The sequence below is a fragment of the Sorangium sp. So ce385 genome (genome assembly GCF_051474135.1).
GTDB lineage: Bacteria > Myxococcota_A > Polyangia > Polyangiales > Polyangiaceae > Sorangium > Sorangium cellulosum_D.
The window spans coordinates 9,993,956-10,013,921 of record NZ_CP150337.1; the positions used below are offsets into that span (position 1 = coordinate 9,993,956).

General features: G+C 70.5%; 16 protein-coding genes. 10 read left to right on the plus strand and 6 right to left on the minus strand.

Annotated features, from left to right (window positions below; genetic code table 11):
* Nucleotides 1–95: 95 nt before the first annotated feature.
* Nucleotides 96–563, minus strand: a complete 468-nt coding sequence (locus WME83_RS36455; RefSeq protein ID WP_437314311.1) for a VOC family protein — start codon at nucleotides 561–563, stop codon at nucleotides 96–98.
* 91 nt (nucleotides 564–654) lie between these two features.
* Nucleotides 655–1,530 (minus strand): helix-turn-helix domain-containing protein, encoded by an 876-nt coding sequence (locus tag WME83_RS36460; RefSeq protein WP_437314312.1) that lies wholly within the window; start codon nucleotides 1,528–1,530, stop codon nucleotides 655–657.
* A gap of 542 nt (nucleotides 1,531–2,072) precedes the next feature.
* Between WME83_RS36460 and WME83_RS36465 the strand changes: the two genes are divergently transcribed.
* The 4 genes from WME83_RS36465 to WME83_RS36480 all read left to right on the plus strand — a co-directional run bounded on the left by WME83_RS36465 (nucleotide 2,073) and on the right by WME83_RS36480 (nucleotide 10,306).
* Nucleotides 2,073–3,710 (plus strand): DUF1592 domain-containing protein, encoded by a 1,638-nt coding sequence (locus WME83_RS36465; RefSeq protein ID WP_437314313.1) that lies wholly within the window; start codon nucleotides 2,073–2,075, stop codon nucleotides 3,708–3,710.
* 5 nt (nucleotides 3,711–3,715) lie between these two features.
* Entirely contained in the window at nucleotides 3,716–5,137 is a 1,422-nt protein-coding gene (locus WME83_RS36470; protein ID WP_437314314.1) for a DUF1552 domain-containing protein, read from the plus strand.
* 289 nt (nucleotides 5,138–5,426) lie between these two features.
* Nucleotides 5,427–6,005 (plus strand): superoxide dismutase, encoded by a 579-nt coding sequence (locus WME83_RS36475; RefSeq protein WP_437314315.1) that lies wholly within the window; start codon nucleotides 5,427–5,429, stop codon nucleotides 6,003–6,005.
* A 233-nt stretch (nucleotides 6,006–6,238) separates the two neighbouring features.
* On the plus strand, nucleotides 6,239–10,306 hold the full coding sequence (locus tag WME83_RS36480) for a protein kinase domain-containing protein (protein ID WP_437314316.1): 4,068 nt from the start codon (nucleotides 6,239–6,241) through the stop codon (nucleotides 10,304–10,306).
* Between the two features lie 118 nt (nucleotides 10,307–10,424).
* Here the strand turns inward: WME83_RS36480 and WME83_RS36485 are convergent, their stop codons facing one another.
* Entirely contained in the window at nucleotides 10,425–11,375 is a 951-nt protein-coding gene (locus WME83_RS36485) for a TauD/TfdA dioxygenase family protein (protein ID WP_437314317.1), read from the minus strand.
* Between the two features lie 435 nt (nucleotides 11,376–11,810).
* On the opposite strand from WME83_RS36485, the gene WME83_RS36490 reads away from it, so the two are divergent.
* From WME83_RS36490 to WME83_RS36500, 3 genes are read left to right on the plus strand one after another with little or no spacing between them, the layout of a single operon-like run.
* A complete protein-coding gene (locus WME83_RS36490) occupies nucleotides 11,811–12,290 on the plus strand; it encodes a nucleoside deaminase (protein WP_437314318.1) in 480 nt (159 codons plus the stop codon).
* A 28-nt stretch (nucleotides 12,291–12,318) separates the two neighbouring features.
* Complete coding sequence (locus tag WME83_RS36495) at nucleotides 12,319–12,468, plus strand: hypothetical protein (RefSeq protein WP_437314319.1); 150 nt, start codon at nucleotides 12,319–12,321, stop codon at nucleotides 12,466–12,468.
* Nucleotides 12,456–13,142 carry a pectate lyase family protein gene (locus WME83_RS36500; RefSeq protein ID WP_437314320.1) on the plus strand — a complete coding sequence of 229 codons (687 nt, stop codon included), beginning with the start codon at nucleotides 12,456–12,458 and terminating at the stop codon, nucleotides 13,140–13,142. The genes WME83_RS36495 and WME83_RS36500 overlap by 13 nt, the downstream gene beginning before the upstream one ends.
* Nucleotides 13,143–13,310: 168 nt before the next feature.
* Here WME83_RS36500 and WME83_RS36505 read toward each other — a convergent pair whose 3' ends face one another.
* Complete coding sequence (locus WME83_RS36505) at nucleotides 13,311–13,928, minus strand: isochorismatase family protein (protein WP_437314321.1); 618 nt, start codon at nucleotides 13,926–13,928, stop codon at nucleotides 13,311–13,313.
* Nucleotides 13,929–14,085: 157 nt separating this feature from the next.
* On the opposite strand from WME83_RS36505, the gene WME83_RS36510 reads away from it, so the two are divergent.
* From WME83_RS36510 to WME83_RS36520, 3 genes are all read left to right on the plus strand, one after another.
* Nucleotides 14,086–14,997 carry a LysR substrate-binding domain-containing protein gene (locus tag WME83_RS36510; RefSeq protein ID WP_437314322.1) on the plus strand — a complete coding sequence of 304 codons (912 nt, stop codon included), beginning with the start codon at nucleotides 14,086–14,088 and terminating at the stop codon, nucleotides 14,995–14,997.
* A gap of 106 nt (nucleotides 14,998–15,103) precedes the next feature.
* Nucleotides 15,104–16,027 carry an alpha/beta hydrolase gene (locus WME83_RS36515; RefSeq protein ID WP_437314323.1) on the plus strand — a complete coding sequence of 308 codons (924 nt, stop codon included), beginning with the start codon at nucleotides 15,104–15,106 and terminating at the stop codon, nucleotides 16,025–16,027.
* 30 nt (nucleotides 16,028–16,057) lie between these two features.
* A complete protein-coding gene (locus WME83_RS36520; RefSeq protein ID WP_437314324.1) occupies nucleotides 16,058–17,569 on the plus strand; it encodes a GMC family oxidoreductase in 1,512 nt (503 codons plus the stop codon).
* A gap of 66 nt (nucleotides 17,570–17,635) precedes the next feature.
* On the opposite strand, the gene WME83_RS36525 is transcribed toward WME83_RS36520, so the two are convergent.
* Entirely contained in the window at nucleotides 17,636–18,751 is a 1,116-nt protein-coding gene (locus tag WME83_RS36525) for an ADP-ribosylglycohydrolase family protein (protein ID WP_437314325.1), read from the minus strand.
* 222 nt (nucleotides 18,752–18,973) lie between these two features.
* Entirely contained in the window at nucleotides 18,974–19,942 is a 969-nt protein-coding gene (locus WME83_RS36530; RefSeq protein WP_437314326.1) for a VWA domain-containing protein, read from the minus strand.
* Nucleotides 19,943–19,966 lie beyond the last annotated feature (24 nt).

Sequence of the window (19,966 nt, forward strand, 5' to 3'; positions counted from 1 at the left end):
CCGGCGAGACGGCGGCGGAGCGACGCTGGCAGACGGCGGCGGAGCGACGCCGGCAGACGGCGCGCGGCTCGGGCGCCGCGCGGGCCCTTCTCTCCCTACCCTCTCGCCATGCGCGCCTGCATCTCCTCGACGGAGACGTCCTCGATGACGGCCGACAGCTTCCACTGGTGCCCGAACGGGTCCTCGATCCTGCCCTCGCGCCGGCCGTAGAGCTGGTCGTCGATGGGATAGATGATCTTGGCCCCTGCCTCGATGGCGCGCGCGGCGACGGCGTCGGGGTCCTCGACGTTCAGCGTGATGACGATGGGCGAGCCGCCGAGCGCCTTCGGGCCGCGGGCGTTCCACCGCGGGGCTTCGTCCGCGATGGTGATCACGGAGTCGCCGATGACGAGCTCGGCGGAGACGATGGCGCCGCCCCGCTTCGGGTCGGCGACGCGCAGCTTCTCGGTCGCGCCGAACGCCTTCTTGTAGAACGCGATGGCGTCCGAGGCGCCGGCCACGACGAGGTGCGGCACGACGGTGTGGTACGGGGGCGGGGCGATGGGGTGAGGTCGCGTGGTCATGGGCGGAGCATGTCCGCGCGGCCGGACCGGGTATTGTAAAAACGTGCCCGCGGGGTCGGCCGGCGACGGCGGCCGAGCCGCGGGCGATCGCTCAGCCGCCCTGCGGGACGTGGTTCCGCTCGCGCCGCCGCGCGACGTACTCGGTCGGGGTGAGGCCGGCGAACGCGCGGAAGTCGTGGATGAAGTGCGCCTGGTCGTAGTAGCCGCACGCGGCGGCGACGCCCGCCCACGAGACGCGCTCGCCGCGCTCGATCTCCGCGATCGCCTGCTGGAAGCGCTGGACGCGGCAGTAGCGCTTGGGGGTGAGGCCGACCTGCTCGGTGAAGGTGCGGATGAAGCGCTTCGAGCTCATCCCGAGCTGCCCGGTCACGTCGGCCACGGTGTACGCGCGGGAGGGGTCGGCGAACGCGGCGAGCGCGAAGTCGACCGCGGGGTCGCGCGCGAGCGGCGCGCGCGGTCGGGCGAGCCGCGCGGCGAGCGCGGCCTCGAGCGCGCGGAGCTTCTCGTCGGGGGTCCGCGCCTCGAGGACGCGCTCGCGGACGAGGGCGGCCTCGCGGCCCCAGAGCGCGTCGAGCGAGACGTGGGTGCCGCTGAGCGCCTCGGTGGCCGGGCCGAAGAACGGGAGGGCGCCGCCGGGGGTGAACTCGGCGCCCACGATCGCGCGCTGCTCGGCCGTGTCGATCGCGAAGTGCTCGGCGTGGGCGCCGCAGACGGCGATGCCGGAGAGGCGGTGGCAGCGGGCGGGGGCGGCGGCGGGAGGGGCGGCAGCGGGCGCGGCAGCGGCGGCCGCGGCGGGGACGGGGTCGTACCAGCGCAGCTCGTCCTCGGCGAGGTTGATGAGGAGGCTCATGGCGCCGCTGGGGAGCACGCGCTCGAGCAGGTCGGGGAGCTCGGGGGCGGCGTAGTACCAGAGCTGGCCGACGAAGCGGCCGAGGGGCGGAGGCGGGGCGTACGTGACGAAGCGCATGGGGGCGGCCCGTGCGCGACAGCATGCCACGAGATGAGCGGCGAACGGGCGGCGAGGACGGCGCTCCGGGCGGATTCCCTCGGAGAGCGCCGCCGGCCGCCGGTTCCACCCGCAGGAATCCGGCCAGAGATCCGGAGAGAGAGCGCGCGACGAAGGCGCAAAGGCGCAAAAAGAACAATGTTTAATGTACTTAATTATAAGTCTTTACACTCCAAAGCTCGCCGTTCGTCGCGCGTGTGCCCGAGCGCCGCGGGACCGCGAGTATGCCACTCCTGGATTTCTTTACTGATTTGGTGCGCAAATCTATTTGATCGTGTTAACCGGTTCAGTTAACCTTCCTTTTGCAACGACCGCGCGGCGAACCGCAGCCATCCCGACGTCGCCCCCGACGACGCGTCGCGATGGACGGCGCGGGCTTGCGCGTGGCATCAATGTCTTATGCCGCACAAGGAGTTGACATGAACTTGTGGGTAAGCCGACCGAAACAGAGACCATGGGGCGGAATCGCGGGCCTATGCGGTGCGATGCTGCTCCCTGGATGTATGGGACAGATTGGCGGCGGGGACGACGTCGGCAGCCAGGAGTCCGAAGTCCCGACGCTCCCGAACGACCCCTCCGCGATCGACGCCGCCTGCGAGGCGAACGACGGTGTTCTTCACGTGGGCCTGACCCGGCTCCGCCGCCTCACGCGCGACCAGCTGAACAACGCCATACGCGATCTGCTCGGCGCCCGGGGGCGCCCCGCCGACGCGCTCGCGCCGGACGAGCGCATGGGGCCGTTCCACAGCAACGCCATCGCTCCGATCACGGAGCTCCTCGTCCTGCAGGCGGCGGAGCTCGCGGCGCGGGTGGCCTCGGAGGCCGAGGGGCGCATGGAGCTGATCGCGCCGTGCAGCCTCGCGGACGACGAGGGGACCTCGTGCGCGACCGAGCTCGTCGAGCGGCTCGGGCGGCGCGCGTACCGCCGCCCCCTGGAAGCGGACGAGCTCCAGGGGCTCGTCTCGCTGTACGAGCTCGGCCGGCGATCGGGCGGGGCGTCGCGCGGCTTTCGCCTGATGATCGAGGGGCTGCTGCAGTCGCCGTCGTTCCTGTACCACGCCGATGTCGGCGAGTCCGGCGTCCCCTCCGCGAGCCCCGAGCCGATGGATGGCTACGGCCTCGCCTCGCGGCTCTCGTTCTTCTTGTGGAACTCGATCCCGGACGCCGAGCTGGTCGATCTCGCCGAAGGCGGCAGCCTGCTCGAGCGCGACGTGCTCGAAGGTCAGGTCGACCGCATGCTGCAGGACCCGAGGGCGGGCGCCACGATCGCGCTGTTCCACGAGCAGTGGCTCGGGCTCTCGGAGCTGCCCAAGGCGCAGAAGGACCAGGAGCTGTTCCCGGCGTATGGCGAGGAGATGGCGAACGCCATGCTGAACGAGAGCGCCCGCTTCACGGATCACGTCGTGCGGCAGGGCGACGGCCTGCTCCGCACGCTGCTCAGCGCGGACTACACGTTCCCGGAGGGCCCCCTGTTCGACCTTTACGAGATCGAGCCACCGGACGGGTTCGAACCGGGGGACCCGGTGCCGCTCGATCCGAGCCGCCGCGCCGGGATCCTGACGCAGGCGGCGTTCCTCGCGCGCTGGTCTCACCACAACCAGACCTCCCCCATCCACCGCGGCATCGTCGTCCGTGAGAACCTCATGTGCCAGCCGCTCAGCCCCCCGCCGGCGAACGTCAACAACGTCCCCCCGCCGGTGGACGACGTGACCTCCACGCGCGAGCGCTTCGCCCAGCACGTGGCGGACCCCGGCTGCGCGGGCTGCCACCAGTTCATCGATCCGATCGGCCTCGGCTTCGAGCATTACGACGCCATCGGCAAGTACCGCGCGACGGACGGCCTCGGCGAGGTGAACGCGGCGGGCGAGATCACGAGCGCGCGCGAGGACCTCGCCGGTCCGTACTACGGCGGCGTGGAGCTCGCGAAGAAGCTCGCGGGGAGCTCGGAGGTGGCCGACTGCGTCGCGAACCAGTGGTTTCGCTTCGCCCTGGGCCGGATCGAGAGCACGGACGACGCTTGCTCGATCCAGACCATCCACGAGGGGTTCAAGGCGTCGGGCGGGAACATTCGGACCCTTTTGTCTCAGGTGGCGCTGAGCGACGCCTTCCGCCACGTGCGGCTCACCGCCAGCGAGGAGTGACCGTGATGAACCGACGAACGCAACTCGGAGTTTCACGCCGCCGCATGCTCCAGGCCCTCGGCCTCGGCGCCGGGGCGGCGGCGATGGGATCGCTGCTTCCGCTGATGAACGCCTCCGGGCAGGAGAAGGTACGCCCGAAGCGCCTCCTGCTCATCTTCCAGCCCGACGGCGCGCCGGCGCGGGACTGGAACAACGTGATCGACTGGAGGCCGCAGGGCTCGGAGCACAGCTTCTCGCTCCACGCCATTCACGCGCCGCTCGATCCCTGGAAGTCGAAGCTGGTGATCCCGTGGGGGCTCAAGATGACGGCCGGCGGGGCCGGCGAGGCCCACGCCTTCGGCATGGCGGGGCTCTGGACGGCATCGACGCTGAACGGCCCGTCCTCCGGCGCGAACTTCGATGGCGGCAACGGAAACCGCACGGGCTGGGGGAGCGGCGCGTCCATCGACCAGATCATCGCCCGCGCCCACGGCAGCGGCATGCCGTACGAGCGCGCTCCCGACGACCCCGTGCAGGAGACGCCGTATCGCACGGTCGAGCTCGGTGTCCAGTGCCTGAATCCGAACAGCCTGAACCGGATGATCTACGCCGGCGAGAACTCCCCGATTCACCCCGAGACGAACCCCAGGGCCGCGTTCAACCGGCTGTTCGCCGGGGTGACGTCGGCCGGCGAGGCGCCCGCGAGCGATCCGGGGGCGGAGCAGGAGCGGGCGGAGCGCAAGGCGATCGTCGACTTGCTCAAGAACGATCTCAGCAGGATCCGCAGGCGGGTGGGCAAGGAGGACTACCACAAGCTCGACGCGCACCTCGAGGGGCTGCTGGCCATGGAGCGCAGGCTGAGCCAGGCGGCGGAGCCTGCCGACCCGGCGCTGAGCTGCACGGTCCCGGAGGCGCCGGAGCAGACCAGCGGCCGCGGCTCGGAGTATCCGACGGAGATCAGGGACATGATGGACATCGCGGTGGCCGCGTTCTCCTGCGACATCACGCGCGTCATGAGCCTCCAGCTCAGCTACGCCTTCAGCCATATCCTGCACTCGTGGCTCGGGCACACCAGCGATCACCACACGATGTCCCACGACGGGCAGGATCGACGCCGGGAGCTCCAGGAGATCGACGCCTGGTACTCGGAGCAGATCGCCTACCTGCTCGGGAGGCTCGACGCCGTGAGCGAGGGTGACGGCACGCTGCTCGACAACACGCTCGTCGTGGTGGGCAGGGAGCTCGGCAGCACGGCGCACCGCATGGAGCGTGTTCCCTTCGTGATGGCGGGAGGCGCGCGCGGGGCCCTGAAGACCGGGCGAACCCTCGATGTCGACGGGCAGGACCACGCCAAGCTCCTGGTCTCCATCGCCCAGCTCATGGGCCTCGAGACCAGCAGCATCGGGAACCGCAAGCCCGATTCCGGCCCGCTCTCCGGCCTCGTCTGATCCGCCGGACGCCGAGGGCCCGCCGAGCTCCGCCGCTGGCTTGCCCGCTGGTCGGGAGGCCGTCCCTCCAAATGGATGGAAAACTGCCAACTCGTTGGCAAGGCGCCACGGGAACCCGCCGGGGGCTGCTACGTTGTCGCCGGACCCGGCGACGTGGAGCGGCTTGTTCGGCCGCGAAGCGTGGACGTTCGATCCGTGGCCGGAGCGCCACCCGAAGGTCTTCGCCGAGCTACTCACAACGGACTGCGACGAGCGCTAGCCGTCGACACGCAAGACGAGGAACAGAACCATGGCCTTCACCCTTCCCGAGCTCCCCTACTCCAGAGACGCGCTGGTCCCCCACATCTCGGCCGAGACGCTCGATTTCCACCACGGCAAGCACCACAACGCCTACGTGACGAAGCTGAACGAGCTCGTGGCAGCGGACCCGGCGCTCGCGGGCAAGAGCCTCGAGGATCTGGTCCGCACGACGTCCGGCGCGGTCTTCAACCAGGCAGCTCAGGTGTGGAACCACACGTTCTACTGGCACAGCATGAAGCCGCAGGGCGGCGGCGAGCCTCCCGCCGCGCTCCGCGCGGCGATCGAGGCGGCGTTCGGAAGCGTGTCGTCGTTCAAGGAGAAGTTCAGCGCCGCGGCCGTCGGTCAGTTCGGCTCGGGCTGGGCTTGGCTGGTGAAGAACGGCTCCGGCAAGCTGGAGATCGTGCAGACGGGCAACGCCGGGAACCCGCTCACGGAGGGCAAGACGCCGCTGCTCACGTGCGACGTGTGGGAGCACGCGTATTACATCGACTACCGCAATGCCCGGCCGAAGTACGTCGAGGCATGGTGGAACCTGGTGAACTGGGACCACGCCGCCTCGAAGCTGTGACCCACGCGCTCCCCCGGTCCGTGCCTCACGCGCCCAGCTTGCGACCGCGGCGTGCTGCCGACGCTCCGAGGGTTCGAGTCCACGTCGGCTGAACGAAGATCACGGGCGGCGGGTCGCCGCCTATCTCGTTCTGCGGATCGCCCAGGCTGAAGAGAGCGCCTCCGGCCGAGGTCGTGAATGGGCGAATGAAAGCGTCGCGATCGTAGCGCAAGAGCCGCTAGGATCCGCGCGATATGACCGCTCCGATCGACGAAGGCATGACCGGCGACGCGTCGGCGGTCGATTCGTCCCCGCGCGAGGTCCCCCGCGTCGACGACGCTCCCCTGCCCTGCGCTGCGGCCGACCAGGCCGGGCCTTTCCGCCTGGGTGCCCGCATCGGCGAGGGGGGGATGGGCGTCGTGTACGCGGCGCACGATCCCGGCCGCGGCAGCAAGGTCGCCGTGAAGATCCTCCCGGCGGCGCTCGGGCGCGATCCGGCGCGGGTGCGCCGCTTCGAGGCCGAGGCGGAGGTGCTCGCCGCCCTCGATCACCCCGCGATCGTGCGGTACCTCGCGCACGGGACCACGCCCGCCGGAGAGCCCTTCCTCGCCATGGAATGGCTCGACGGAGAAGACCTCGCCCAGAGGCTGCGGCGAGGGCGGCTGAGCGCGGCCGAGAGCGTGGCGCTGGCGCGCCGCGTGGCCGAAGCGCTCGCCGAGGCGCACGCCCGCGGCGTCGTGCACCGCGACATCAAGCCGAGCAACATCTTCCTGGTCGGCGGCGAGGTCGAGAAGAGCAAGGTGATCGACTTCGGGGTCGCGCGCGTCGCCCACGGCGCGCGGCCCCGCACGGCCTCCGGCCTCGTGATCGGGACCCCCGGCTACATGGCTCCGGAGCAGGCGCGCGGCGCCCCGAACGTCGACGCGCGCGCCGACGTGTTCGCCCTCGGCGCGGTCCTGTTCGAGTGCCTGACCGGCGCGCCGGCGTTCCACGGCGAGAACCTGATGGCGATCCTGACGAAGATCTTGTTCGCCGAGGTGCCCCGGGTGACCGAGCTCCGCCCCCACCTCTCCCGGGAGCTCGCCGAGCTCACGGCGCGCATGCTCGCGAAGGCGCCGGAGGAGCGCCCCCGCGACGGGGCGGCGGTGGCCGCGGCGCTCGATGCGCTCGCGGCCCTCGAGGCGACGGTCGTGACCCTCCAGGCGCCCGTCGCGCTCGAGACCGTCGGCTCGATCCCCGCCCTCCCGCCGAGCGGCGCGTCCCCCGCGGCGCTGACCGGCGGGGAGCGGCGGCTCTTGTCGGTGATCTTGATCGGCGAGGAGCGGGCCGATCCCGCGGCGCGGACCGTCGCGCGCACCGAGGCCGAGGACGGCCTCGCGGTCCTGCGGAGCGCGGCCGCGGCGAACGGGGGCCGCGCCGAGCGCCTGGTCGACGGCTCGATCGTCGTGAGCATCGAGGGCGCGGGGAGCGCCACCGACCGAGCGGCGCTGGCCGCCCGCTGCGCCCTTTCGCTGCGGCCGCTCGCCGGGCGGCGGCCGATGGCGCTCGCGCTCGGGCGAGCGGAGCGCACCGGGCGGCTCGGCATGGGGGACGCGATCGACACGGCCGCGCGGCTGATCGTGAGCAGCGGCGCCCCGCCCTCGCGGCCCGAGGGCGACGAGGAGGCGCAGGCGGTCGCGATCGACGAGGTGACGGCGCGCCTGCTCGACGCCCGGTTCGTCGTGAAGGAGAGCGCGCCGGGGCTCGCCCTGCTGGGCGAGCGCGCGCTCGCCGGAGAGGCGCGGACGCTGCTCGGCAGGGCGACGCCGTGCGTGGGCCGAGACCGCGAGCTCGCCGCGCTGGAAGGCCTCTTTCGCGCGTGCGTCGAGGAGCGGACGGCGCAGGCCGCGATCGTCCTGGCGCCGCCCGGGATCGGCAAGTCGCGCGTCGCCCACGAGCTCCTGCGAGCGCTGCGCGGCGGCGCCGAGCCGCCGTCGATCTGGATCGGCCACGGCGATCCCCTCCGGGCGGGCTCGGCGTACGGCCTGCTCGGACAGGCGCTCCGCGGCGCGCTCGATCTCCACGAGGGCGAGCCGCTCGACGCCCGGCGGCAGAAGCTGAGGGCCGCGGCGGCGACGCGCGCGTCGCTCGACGCCGCGGCGGCAACGTGCGCGTCGCTCGACGCCGCGGCGCGCATGGCCGCTTTCCTCGGTGAGCTCGTGGGGACGCCGTTCCCCGACGACGAGAGCGCGCCTCTGCGAGCTGCGCGCCAGGACCCGCGCCTCATGAGCGAGCACGTGCAGCGGGCCTGGGTCGACTTCCTCCGGGCCGAGGCCAGGGCGCGCCCGGTCCTCCTGGTGCTGGAGGATCTGCACTGGGGCGACCTGCCCACGGTGCGCGCCGTCGACAGGGCGCTGCGCGATGTGAAGGAGGAGCCCTGGATGGTGCTGGCGCTGGCGCGGCCCGAGGTGCGCGATGTCTTCCCGAGGCTCTGGCAGGAGCGAGCCGTCCAGGAGATCCGCCTCCGGGAGCTCTCGAAGAAGGCGAGCGAGCGGCTGGCGCGGCTCTCGCTCGGCGACGAGGTGGACAGCGCCACGGTCGATCGCCTGGTGAGCCAGGCCGACGGCAACGCATTCTATCTGGAGGAGCTGATCCGGGCGGTGGCCGAGGGCAAGGGCGCCGCGCTGCCGGAGACCGTGCTGGCGATGGTGCAGTCGCGGCTCGAGGGGCTCGGCGCCGGCGAGCGGCGGGTGTTGCGGGCGGCGAGCGTGTTCGGCGAGGTGTGCTGGGAAGGGGGCGTCGCGGCGCTGTCCGGCGACGCGACGCAGGCCGCCGAGGTGCGCGAGCGGCTCGCCGCGCTGGTCGAGCGCGAGATCCTGGTCCGGCGTCAGGAGAGCCGGCTCCCGGGCGAGCCGGAGCTCGCGTTCCGGCATGCCCTGCTCCGCGACGGCGCCTACGCGATGCTGACCGACGCCGACCGGACGCTCGGCCACCGGCTGGCAGGCGAGTGGCTGGAGCGGCACGGTGAGGGCGACGCGCTGGTGCTCGCGGAGCACTTCGAACGCGGAGGGGAGCGCCCGCGCGCGGCGCTCCACTACCGCGCCGCCGCCCGCCAGGCGCAGCTCGGCAGCGATCTCCGCGCGGCGATCGCCCACGCCGAGCGGGGCCTCTCGTGCGACGTGACCGGGGAGCACCGGCTCGCGTTCCTCGAGATCTTTGTGTATCTGCGATGGCTCACCGGAGATATGGCGAGCGCGGAGACCTGCGCGGAGGAGCTGTTGCTTCGCGCGCCCAAGAGCAGCCCAGCCTTCTCCTCCGCGCTCCTCATCATGGCGGTGATGACGCTCCAACGGGGCCAGATCGACGCCTTGCTCCGCATCGTCGAGATGCTCACCGATGTCCCTCCGTCGGCCGATAACGCCAATCAACTGCTCACTGCCTACTACATCGCCCTCCTCTTCTTTATGGTCGCGGGCTTGCCCGATCTCTGGCGGAGCCACATCGATCGCGTGGAGGTGATCGCCCAGGCGGCGTCGCCGCACGACCTCCAGGCGCAGGGAGCAATCGCCTCGATACGAGGCCATACGGCGCTGTATCTTCAGGGTGAGCTCCAGCATAGCGCCGAGCTCCAGAGCCGGGCGAGCGCCTGCTTCGAAGCCACCGACAACGCCGATTGGACCACGATGGCGCATGCCACCGCCGCCATGATCTACGAGGTGCTCGGCGCATATCATCAGGCGGAGGAAGAGGCCCGGCGCGCGCTCTCGTCAACCAACGCCGGGGTGTTCTGTCGATCGGTGGCGCGGATTACGCTGGCGTGGACGCTCGCAAACCGGGGCGAGCTCGACGACGCGACAGCCGAGTCGGAGCTCGCCCTTCGCGAGGGCGTGAGCCACGGCGACCGCGCGATAGAAGGCTGGGCCCGCGCGACGTATGCCCTCGTGCTCCGGCTCCGCGGGGACCTCGACGCGGCCGCGCGCGAGGCGGAGGCTTCGCTTGCCCTGCCCGCGTTCCTGCCCCTTCAGCGCGCAGAGACGCTGGCTTCCTTCGCGGCTGTCCGCCTCGCGCAGGGCCGCGCCGCCGAGGCGCTCGACCACGCGCGCGATGCGATGGATCTCCTGCGGTCGAGCCCCACACGCCCTCCTCGCGAGCCGTTCATTCGATTCATCCATATCGAGACGTTGATCGCCGCGGGCGAGCACGACGCCGCCCGCGAGGCGCTGGCGGTCGCCCGCGAGCGCTTGCTCGCGACGGCCGCGAAGGTCAGCGATCCGGAGCTCCGAAGGAGCTTCCTCGAGGACGTGGCTTACAACGCGCGCACGCTCGCGCTGGCCTGCCCTTGAGAATCGAGCCCGATCGCCTTGAGGTGCGGCATCGTCATGCTCGGGGCCACGCTTCCGGGACGTCGGGGCGAGGTGACCCGTCCATCGAGGGATCCCGAGGCGCCGCAGGGCCGCGGCGTCAGCCGATCACGCCGAACAGCTCGCCCTCCAGCGGCCGCGAGCGGAAGCCGTCTGGCCCCTCCGGCAGCTCCCCGGCGACGGTGATGCGGCGGACCACGCGCGGCAGATCGAAGTGGGCGTAGTCGATCGGGCCGGCGTGGGCGGTGGCCTGGTTGTCCCACACGGCGATCGCGTTGGGCGTCCAGTGAAAGCGCACCGTGTACTCGGGCCGCGTCACCTCGTCGGCGAGCAGATCGAGCAACGCCTGGCTCTCGCGCTCTCGCAGGCCGACGATATGGCTCGTCGTCCCCGGATTGACGAACAGCGATCTACGTCCGGTCCGCGGGTGCACGCGCACGAGCGGATGGAGCGCGGCGAACGGGCCGGCGGCCCTGCGGCCCGGCCTGGGATCTCCGCTGTCGTAGCTGCTCGTGCGATGAACGGCCTTGAGCCCTTCACAGAGCGCCTTGATGGTCGGCGACAGGTCGTCGTAGGCGCACTCGAGGTTGCTCCACAACGTGTCGCCGCCGTACGGCGGGATCCGGACGCCGCGCAGGATGGAGTACTTGTTCGGATTGGCCACGAACGTGATGTCGATGTGCCAGCCCTTGTAGTCGCGCGGCGGCTTGGCGGTGGGGATAGACAGGTCCTGCCGGTGGTTCTGACGGTACTCGCCGGCTTCGCGCTCCCAGATCTCCGGGTGGTCGGGGAGCCCCAGCGCGATCGGGTGGGCCGGCGTCAGCGGGCCGAAAGCGCGGCCGAAGGCGAGCAGCTGCTCGTTGCTGAGGTCCTGATCGCGGAAGAAGATCACCTTCCACTGCACCAGCGCTTGCTCGATCGCCTGCGCCGCGGCGGCGTCCAAGGGCTTGCGCAGATCGACGCCGCGGATCTCCGCCCCGATCACGGGCGTCAGCGGTCGTATCTCCAGCCGCACAGGGCTGGTCTGTCGTTCGATGATGAGGTCGGACATGGCACTCTCCCGGCAGTCCTGAGCGCGCCCGGACGGCGGCCCGATCGCCGCACCAAGCACGCCCCGTTCCAGCCATTGCCGAGGCCATCGTGGTCCACGAGCACCGCGGGCCAAGGCCCCTGACGGGATGCGGGACGGAAGACGGAGGCTTCCGTCTGCCCGTCTCCCCGGGCAGCTGAGCTGCTGAACCGCTGCTGCTCAGGCAGCAACGTCGCGCCGCGTTGACGGCGATCGCGCCCCCCACGCGCGCGTCTCTCCGACTGACACGTCCCGTGTCCAGATCGGTCATCCAGTACAACCCCTCGTTCAGGTCGTCCCGGCGGCGTTCGTGCTACCGTACACGCTGGCTCGCCGACGGCTCTGGAGCGGTCCCTTTCTTGCGAGGGCCCTCCAGCGCGAACGAAGCCGTGCTCCCGTGCCCCCAAGGAGACGACCATGCCGAGCAATATCGAGATGAGACACCTGCGCCGCTGCGTCGAGCTCGCAGCGCTGGCGCTGGAGACTGGCAACGAACCGTTTGGGTCCGTGCTGGTCGCGGCGGACGGGACGGTCCTCGCCGAGGATCACAACCGCGTGGGCGGCGGCGATCCGACCTGCCATCCGGAGCTCGCGCTGGCGCGCTGGGCGGCTGCGCACCTCACCCCCGACGAGCGAGCCGCGGCGACGGTCTTCACGTCGACCGAACACTGTCCCATGTGCGCCGCGGCCCACGGCTGGGTCCGGCTCGGCCGCATCGTGTACGCGAGCTCTTCGGCACAGCTGGTCGGCTGGCTCGCCGAGTTGGGCCTTCCGGCTCCTCCGGTGCGAGGCCTGCCGATCCACGATATCGTTCCAGGACTGCCCGTGGAAGGTCCCATCCAGAGCCTCGCGGAAGAGGTTCGTCAGCTGTTCCGGCGCTTCCACTCCGCCCGCTGACGCGCGGCCGTACCCGCGGGAGGCGCCCATGGAAGGGTTCTTTGGTTTTTCCAAGCCCTTCTGGCAGATCGCCCTGCGCACGACGCTCGTCTATCTCGCCCTCGTCATCCTGACGCTCCGCGGCGGATACCCGAACGTGCGCTTGAACGCATGGGCGAAGGCGCTTTGCGAACTATAGCCGACCTCGGCCGCCACGGACACGATCACCGACGAGGCGACGCGGAGCGCGATCCGGTCGACCGCCGACGGCATCGCGATCCCGGCGGACTCCAGGCCTGGGACAACATCAGCATCGAGGGCAACTCCAAGAACATCTGGGTCGACCACGCCGAGTTCTGGGACGGGCAAGATGGCAATGCCGACGTCGTCAAGGGGTCCGACAACGTGACGTTCACGTGGAGCATCTTCGGCTACAGCAAAAACGGCGATCACAACCTGTCGAACCTGATTGCATCCTCGGACAACGAGCCCGTGAGCGAGGGCAAGCTCAACATCACCTTCATGTTCAATTGGTGGACGGGGGTCGCAGAACGCCAACCCCGCTGCCGCTACGGGTGGATCCACGTCGTCAACAACCTCTACACGGAGGACACCTCGGTAGGCCCTTCGAGGCTCGGCGTGTCGAACGGCTTGTCCGCCACGCGGTTCTGTTCGCCGCGGAGGGACGGCTCCGTGCAAGAGGCGACGGGCAACCTGTTCGAGGGCTGCTCCGGAAATCAAACGGGCAGCGGCGACGCCTTCGACCCTCCCTACGAATACAAGTCGTTCATGGTGCCGGCCTCCCAAGTGAAGGAGCTGGTGCAAGAGTATGCGGGGGCCACGCTCTCCAGCCCGACGGCTTGCTCGCCGTAGAAGTGGTCTTCAAGACCTGCTGCGGGCCTGGTTGACGATGGAGGCGCCGACGGCACGGAGCCCGAGTTTGTGCGCTCCAGCCTCGGCTCTCCGACGATCGGCGCCGATCTCGGGCGTCGGTCGGTTCGGCCTCCGCCCGCCGCGAAGGTCGAACCGACGCCGCGTCGCTCACTTGCGCAGAGCGCTGGCGACCTGGCCGACGAGCGTGGCCCAGGGCATGTCGAGCGCGGCGTAGACGGCGCCCGCCTCCGGACGGCCGTTGTCCTTGAGGATCTCGACCATCAGGGTCGCGTGGTCGGACAGGATGACGCCGGCCTGCTGCATGCGGAACAGATTCACGTCGTGCTTGGTCTCGCTGAACGTTCCGGAGGCGTCGACGGCGACGTACGCGTCCAGTCCGCGCGCGACGGCCGTCATCGCCGGGAAGCCCGCGCACACCTCCAGCGAGACGCCGGCGAAGATCAGCTTCTTGCGGCCGGTCGCCTCGATGGCCTTGGCGACGCGCGGGTCGTCGTAGGCGTTCACGGTCGAGCGATCGATGATCTCGACGCCGGGCAAGGCGTCGACGAGCTCGGGGAAGGTCGGCCCCCACATGCTGTCGCGCGCCGTCGTGGTGACGACGATCGGCAGCTTGAGCGCCTTGGCGGCCTTCGCCAGGGCGACGACGTTGTGCTTCAACTCGCCGGTCGAGTAGTCGCGGACGCCGGTCATGAGGCCGACCTGGTGGTCGACGAGGATGACGGCGGCGTTGTCCTGGGTGAGCGGCTCGTACGTGCGAATGGTCATCGGGTCCTCCTGAGCGCGTCTCCGGATCCGGCTGGGCCCGGAGCTCCGGGGTCACGACCGTTTGCCGTGACGACGCGAGGACTATCCGCTGGACGGACAACCCAGAAGACGTCAAACTTCGGACCCAGCGTCCGATAGGTTGGACGATGGGTGGAACATGCTGGATCTGAACGATTTCTTCCTGTTCGTGCAGGTGGTCGACCGGGGCGGGTTCACGGCCGCGAGCCGCACGCTGCGGACCCCGAAGTCGACGCTCAGCTACCGCATGCAGCAGCTCGAGAACAACCTCGGGGTCCGGCTCCTCAACCGCACGTCGCGCAAGTTCGGGATGACGGACGCGGGCGAAGATTTCTATCGGCACGCGGTCAGCATGCTCCACGAAGCCGAGCTGGCCGAGGCCACGATCCGCCAGCGCCTGGGCGAGCCGAGCGGCACGATACGCTGCACCGGCGGCGTGGCGACGATGCAGTTCGCGATGTCCGACATCGTCGCGGATTTCCTGGTGCAGTACCCGAAGGTCAACGTCGTCGTGCATGCGGTCGACCGCGCCGTCGACATCGTCGGGGAGAACTTCGACGTCGCCGTCAGAGCGCACTCCGCTCCGCTGCCGGATTCGAATCTGGTCCAGCGGACGCTCGCGCCCGCCCCCTGGTACCTGTTCGCGGGCTCCGACTACCTCGACGAGAAAGGCGAGCCGCAGAGACCCCAGGACCTGCGGGAGCACCCATCGCTGTTCATGATGCGGACCGGGGTCGATCCGGTCTGGCGGCTGCGCCACGCGCGTCAGGCGAAGAACGAGGCCGTGGTGCCGCTCTCGCCGCGGCTGTCGAGCGACGATATGGTCGGCCTGCAGCAGGCGGCGATCCGAGGTCTCGGGATCGTCGCCCTGCCCGGCTACATCTGCCGGGCGGCGGTGAAGTCCGGCAAGCTGCGCCGGGTGCTGCCGAGCTGGATCGCGGGCGACTCCACGATCACCGCGCTCATCCCCTACAGGCAGGGGCTGCTTCCATCGGTGCGCGTCTTCCTTGATCACCTGGCGGCCGAGCTCCCGAAAGCCGTGCTGATGTAGATCGTCCAACCCGTTGGACGCTACGTCTCAAACACGGCGTCTTTCCGGTCGGCGTCTCCCGCGCCTAGATTGGCCTCCAAGGACGCAAATGTCTGGAGGACGATCGATGACCAGGAGCAAAACGGAGTTCATCAAGCTCTCGTCCGAGGAGCGGCAGCGCGAAATCGCGCTGCGCGAGCGGTTCGCCAGCTTCTGGGCGACGGCGACGGGAGACCAGAGGACCGTCTACGATGCTTTCATCTCCGGCTCTCCTTTGACCAGCGACGTCACGCTCGAAGCTGTCGACGAGGCGGGCGTGCGGGGCTTCTTCATCCGCCCGCGGCAGGCCGAGCCGAAGCGCGCGCTCCTCTATCTGCACGGCGGCGGCTACGTCCTCGGCTCGGCGAAGGCGTACCGCGGGTTCGTCAGCCAGATCGTCAGCCGCACGAAGGTCCCGGCGCTCGTCATCGATTATCCCCTGGCGCCCGAAGCTTCGCTGCCGGCCGCTCCGGACGCGGCGCGGACCGCAACCCTGTTTCTGGTCGAGAAGGGCTTCGACCGCGTCGCGATCGTCGGCGACTCCGCGGGCGGCGGCCTCACGCTCGTGACGCTGGCGGGTTTGACCGGGAAGCCCGCTGGTCCGGCGCCGGTCGCGGGCGTCGTGTTCTCGCCATGGGCAGATCTCTCCTTCACCGGCGCATCGATGACGGATCCGCGCATCGTCGATCCGTTGATCGGCTACGACTACCTGCAGGACTGCGCCCGCAAATATGTGGGCGCCTATCGCTCCTCCGATCCGCTCGCCTCGCCGCTGTTCGGCGACCTGAGAGGCCTGCCGCCGCTCCTCATCCAGGTCGGCACCGACGAGCGCCTGCTCGACGATTCAACACAGTACGCCGATCGCGCGGCGAAGGCCGGAGTCCCCGTCGAGCTCCAGATCTTCGAGGGCATGCACCACGTCTTCCAGCTCGACGTCGCGCACCTCGAGACCAGCAGGGACGCGCTCGATCGCGCCGGCCGCTTCCTCCGCGACGCCTTCGAGCGCGGCTGAAAAGAACCCGTCGGACAAGGAGGAATCCCAATGGGCAACGAGACCCAGACATTCGACGTCGTCATCGTCGGCGGCGGCTCCGCAGGCGCCGTGCTCGCGAACCGCCTGAGCGAGCACCGGGACCGTCGGGTTCTTTTGCTGGAAGCTGGCCAGGCCTACGCGCCGGCGAGCTATCCGGACGTCATCGCGGACGCGAACCGCGTGGGCGGCGATCGCGATCACGACTGGGGCTACCACACCCAGGATCACCTCGGGCTCGGTCACGACGTGAAGGCGATTCGCGGCAAGGTGCTGGGCGGCAGCTCGGGCGTGAACGCAGCGGTCGCGATCCGCGCCAGGCCGTCCGACTTCGCGCGATGGGCAGCGCACGGCGTCGAAGGCTGGTCGTTCGAGGACGTGCTGCCGATCTTCAAGGCGATGGAGAACACGCCGACCGGCGACGACGCCTGGCACGGGCGCACCGGCCCCTTCCCGATCCGGCAGCGGACGATGGAGGAGAACACCCCGTCGATGCGCGCGTTCGTGCTCGCCGCGGAGAGGTGCGGCCTCGCGCGCGTCACCGACTTCAACGGCGCCGAGCAGCACGGGGTGTCGCCCTACCCGTTGAACGTCGTCGACGGCAAGCGGATCAACACCGGCATGGCCTACCTCACGGAAGACGTGCGCCGCCGGCCGAACCTGACGATCCGAGGATGCGTCGACGTCGACAGCGTCGTGTTCGAAGGTTGCCGCGCGACCGGCGTGCGCCTCGTCGGCGGCGAAACCATCGCGGCCGGCCAGGTGATCCTGTCGGCCGGCGCGTACGGCAGCCCCGCGATCCTGATGCGTTCGGGCGTCGGCCCGTCGTCGCACCTGAAGGAGCTCGGCATCCCCGTCATCGTCGACGCGCCGGTCGGCCAGCGGCTGAAGGAGCACCCGTTCTACTACAACGTCTATGCGCTGAAGCCCGAGGCCAAATCGATGACGCCGGTCGCCGGCGCGATCCTCTGGACCCGGTCCAGCGAGGCTGGCGCGGACGAGCTCGACCTGCACGTCTCCGGCACGCACATCTTCGATCCGGCCCAGAGCCCGACCGGAGGGGCGATCGTGCTGGCCTGTTCGGTGACGCTGCCGAAGTCGAAGGGATCGATCCGCCTGGCGAGCCGCGATCCCCGTGCGATGCCGCTGATCCGCTTCAACTTCTTCGACGACCGCAGCGACCTGCGGCGGATGATGGAAGCTGTGCGCCTGTCGCGCAAGATCGGCAAGACCGCGCCGTTCAGCGACATGGTCGAGCTGGAGATGACCCCCGGCGAGGACGTGCAGGACGACGCCGCGCTGGAGGAGGCGATCATCGCGCAGGTCGACGGCTACTCCCACCCGACATCCTCCGTCCCGATGGGCGGACCGAACGATCCGGGCGCCGTCGTCGATGCAGGGGGCGCGGTCCGCGGCGTCGACGGCCTGCACGTCGTCGATGCGTCGATCATGCCGGACATCATCTCGGCGCCGACGAACGTGACGACGATCATGATCGCCGAAGCCATCAGCCGGAAGCTCTGAGGCGCGCGCCTCCCGCCCCTGTCGCTGCGTCGTGCTGCGCACGCGCGTGCTCGGCCGCGGGCCCCCTCAATAAGGCGGCAGCATCCTCCGGAACCCGTGCCCCAGCGCCAGCGCCAGGAAGATCAGGTTCCGCACCGGCAATGCCGGCCAGAAGAGGCCGAGCGGCCCTTCCCCACCGGAGGCGCGCTTCCCCGCCGCGGCGCCCTCGCCCTCGCCGCGGAACGCCCGCGCGAGCCGGGCGCCGAGGCGCCGCATCCACGCGATCGATCGCGGGAAGTCGGCGATCCCATCCAGCCACGCTCCGGGGATCCCTTTCGCCCCCAGCGTCGCGCCCGCGAGGCCGCCGACGATCGCGCCCGTGCTGTCGGCGTCGCCGCCGAGCAGGATGACGTCCTCCACCGCGCGCCGGAAATCGCCCGGATGCGCGAGCCAGCAGAACAGGGCCGCCGGCGCCGTGTCGACGATGAACCCGCTCACGCCGCCTCGGAGCCCGATCGCCCCGGCGAAATCCTCCGCAGAGGCGCGCCGCCCGAGCAGCTCCGCCGCGCAGTCGAGCCGGCGGCGGAGCTCCGGATCCGCGACGCGCTCGCGGAGCATCGGCAAGAGCTCGGCCGGATTCACCTGCTCCGGCGCGCGCACCGCGGCATACGCGGCGGCGAGGGCGATGATCCGCGCGCCCTCCTCGGCCCGCGGATCGGTGTGCGTGAGGCGCGTGGACGCGCGCACCATCGGCTCGATGCGCGAGGGCGCGAGGGCGAGCGCCGCGCCCAGGATCGGCGCGCGCATCGCGGCGCCGTTGCCGGCCGAGAAGACGCCGCTCCGCTCCGGAGAGAACCCGATCCAGAGCTTGAGGATCGCCCGCAACGTGGCGTATCCGACGCCCGCCGGCAGCGAGGCGAGCCAGCCGCGGAGCTGCCACCCGAGCGATCGCGCGAACCGCGCCGCGTCCGCCGGCGCAGCCAGCAAGGCCTGCGCCGTCATGCACGCGTGCTCGGCGTCGTCGCTGATCATCCCGCGGCCGAGCACGAAGCGATGCTCGAGCGGCGCCGCGCCGAAGAGGCGGGCGGCGCGGCGGCGCGACAGGCCTTCACGCGGCAGGCCGAGCGCGTCGCCGACCGCCGTGCCGAGGAGGACGCCGGCGAGCCGGTCCTCGCGATCGATGGATGTCGTCTCGATGGACATGCGAGCGCATGTATCCACGCTTCATGCCGGGAGAGCGCAGCGGAGATCCGCGCCCGGGAAGCCCTCCGCCCGAGCGGCCAGCCTGCCAGGATGGCAGCGCCTGCCAGCGCATCAGACATCGTGGCGCGCCGCGCTCCACCCGGCGGTCGTTAGGCGTCGCGGAGCGGACGCCCTCGGGGCCGGCGAGGCTGCCTCGTCCGAGCCCCGAGGGGACACGTCATCTCACGGGGTGCACCCGCTGCCGTAATTCTGCAGGACCGTGTTGTAGTCGTAGATGTTCACGATCCCGTCACGATTGAAGTCCGTGGACGCGCCCGGGGCCACGGTCTGGCCGAACTGGCTCAGCACCAGCGAGCGGTCCAACACATTGACGCACCCGTCCAGGCTGGCATCGCCCGGGCGGGGCGCGGCCTGCGCAGGCGGCGTGGACGGCGTGACGCTCACATACCTGCCGCCGGTCTCGCTGGACAGCCCGCTGAAGAACGTGGCATCGCTCGCGAACGACGCGAAGCCACGGGGAGTCCGGGTCCGCTCGAGCGAGGGCCTGGCCGCGAACGAGATGTTGTCGAAGAGGTGATCGATGTCGACGAGGAGCGTCGGCATGCCGGGGCTTCCGCACAGGGCCGGGCTGTTCGCGTCGCCCGTGCACGCCTTGTTGCGCACCTTCCACTGCCAGCTCCCGACGTCGAGGTTGGGGTAATTCGTCGCGCTGGGGGGGCCATAGCACTGGTCCGTGGAGAGGGTGTTGTTCTCCTCGCCGTCGGTCGCCAGGTATAGGCGCTTCGTGTGGAACTCGCTGGGCAGGTAGTTGATGAGCTCGTCGATCGCCGCGCACGCCGAGTGGGCCAGCGGCGTCACCCCGCCCAGCGTCACGGCGTCCACCTCGAGCTCCACCTGAGCCGCCGACCTGTTCTGGGAAAAGTTGATGATGGACGAGTAGGTCGCGTCGTCGAAGGTCCAGAACGCATAGCGCCGCGGCTGACTGGGCGCGCTCTTCAGGAAGGTCTTGATACGTTCCTTGGCCACGTCGAGGCGCGTCTTTCCAGGGACGGACGTGGCGCCCATGCTGCCGGTCCGATCCAGCAGGATCAGCACATGCTCGTCCGCGCTCGCCGCGCTCGAAAAGAGGCCCACCGCGCAAGCAAGGCCGATCGCGGCCCGGGAAACCACACGCTGAGAGACGTTCTTCATGGGAAAGATCTCCTGTTGTTGATC

Coding starts and splice junctions, on each gene's coding strand:
- WME83_RS36455 (WP_437314311.1), bottom strand. CDS start 563: ATGACCACGCGACCTCACCCCATCGCCCCGCCCCCGTACCACACCGTC.
- WME83_RS36460 (WP_437314312.1), bottom strand. CDS start 1,530: ATGCGCTTCGTCACGTACGCCCCGCCTCCGCCCCTCGGCCGCTTCGTC.
- WME83_RS36465 (WP_437314313.1), top strand. CDS start 2,073: ATGGGACAGATTGGCGGCGGGGACGACGTCGGCAGCCAGGAGTCCGAA.
- WME83_RS36470 (WP_437314314.1), top strand. CDS start 3,716: ATGAACCGACGAACGCAACTCGGAGTTTCACGCCGCCGCATGCTCCAG.
- WME83_RS36475 (WP_437314315.1), top strand. CDS start 5,427: ATGGCCTTCACCCTTCCCGAGCTCCCCTACTCCAGAGACGCGCTGGTC.
- WME83_RS36480 (WP_437314316.1), top strand. CDS start 6,239: ATGACCGCTCCGATCGACGAAGGCATGACCGGCGACGCGTCGGCGGTC.
- WME83_RS36485 (WP_437314317.1), bottom strand. CDS start 11,375: ATGTCCGACCTCATCATCGAACGACAGACCAGCCCTGTGCGGCTGGAG.
- WME83_RS36490 (WP_437314318.1), top strand. CDS start 11,811: ATGCCGAGCAATATCGAGATGAGACACCTGCGCCGCTGCGTCGAGCTC.
- WME83_RS36495 (WP_437314319.1), top strand. CDS start 12,319: ATGGAAGGGTTCTTTGGTTTTTCCAAGCCCTTCTGGCAGATCGCCCTG.
- WME83_RS36505 (WP_437314321.1), bottom strand. CDS start 13,928: ATGACCATTCGCACGTACGAGCCGCTCACCCAGGACAACGCCGCCGTC.
- WME83_RS36510 (WP_437314322.1), top strand. CDS start 14,086: ATGCTGGATCTGAACGATTTCTTCCTGTTCGTGCAGGTGGTCGACCGG.
- WME83_RS36515 (WP_437314323.1), top strand. CDS start 15,104: ATGACCAGGAGCAAAACGGAGTTCATCAAGCTCTCGTCCGAGGAGCGG.
- WME83_RS36520 (WP_437314324.1), top strand. CDS start 16,058: ATGGGCAACGAGACCCAGACATTCGACGTCGTCATCGTCGGCGGCGGC.
- WME83_RS36525 (WP_437314325.1), bottom strand. CDS start 18,751: ATGTCCATCGAGACGACATCCATCGATCGCGAGGACCGGCTCGCCGGC.
- WME83_RS36530 (WP_437314326.1), bottom strand. CDS start 19,942: ATGAAGAACGTCTCTCAGCGTGTGGTTTCCCGGGCCGCGATCGGCCTT.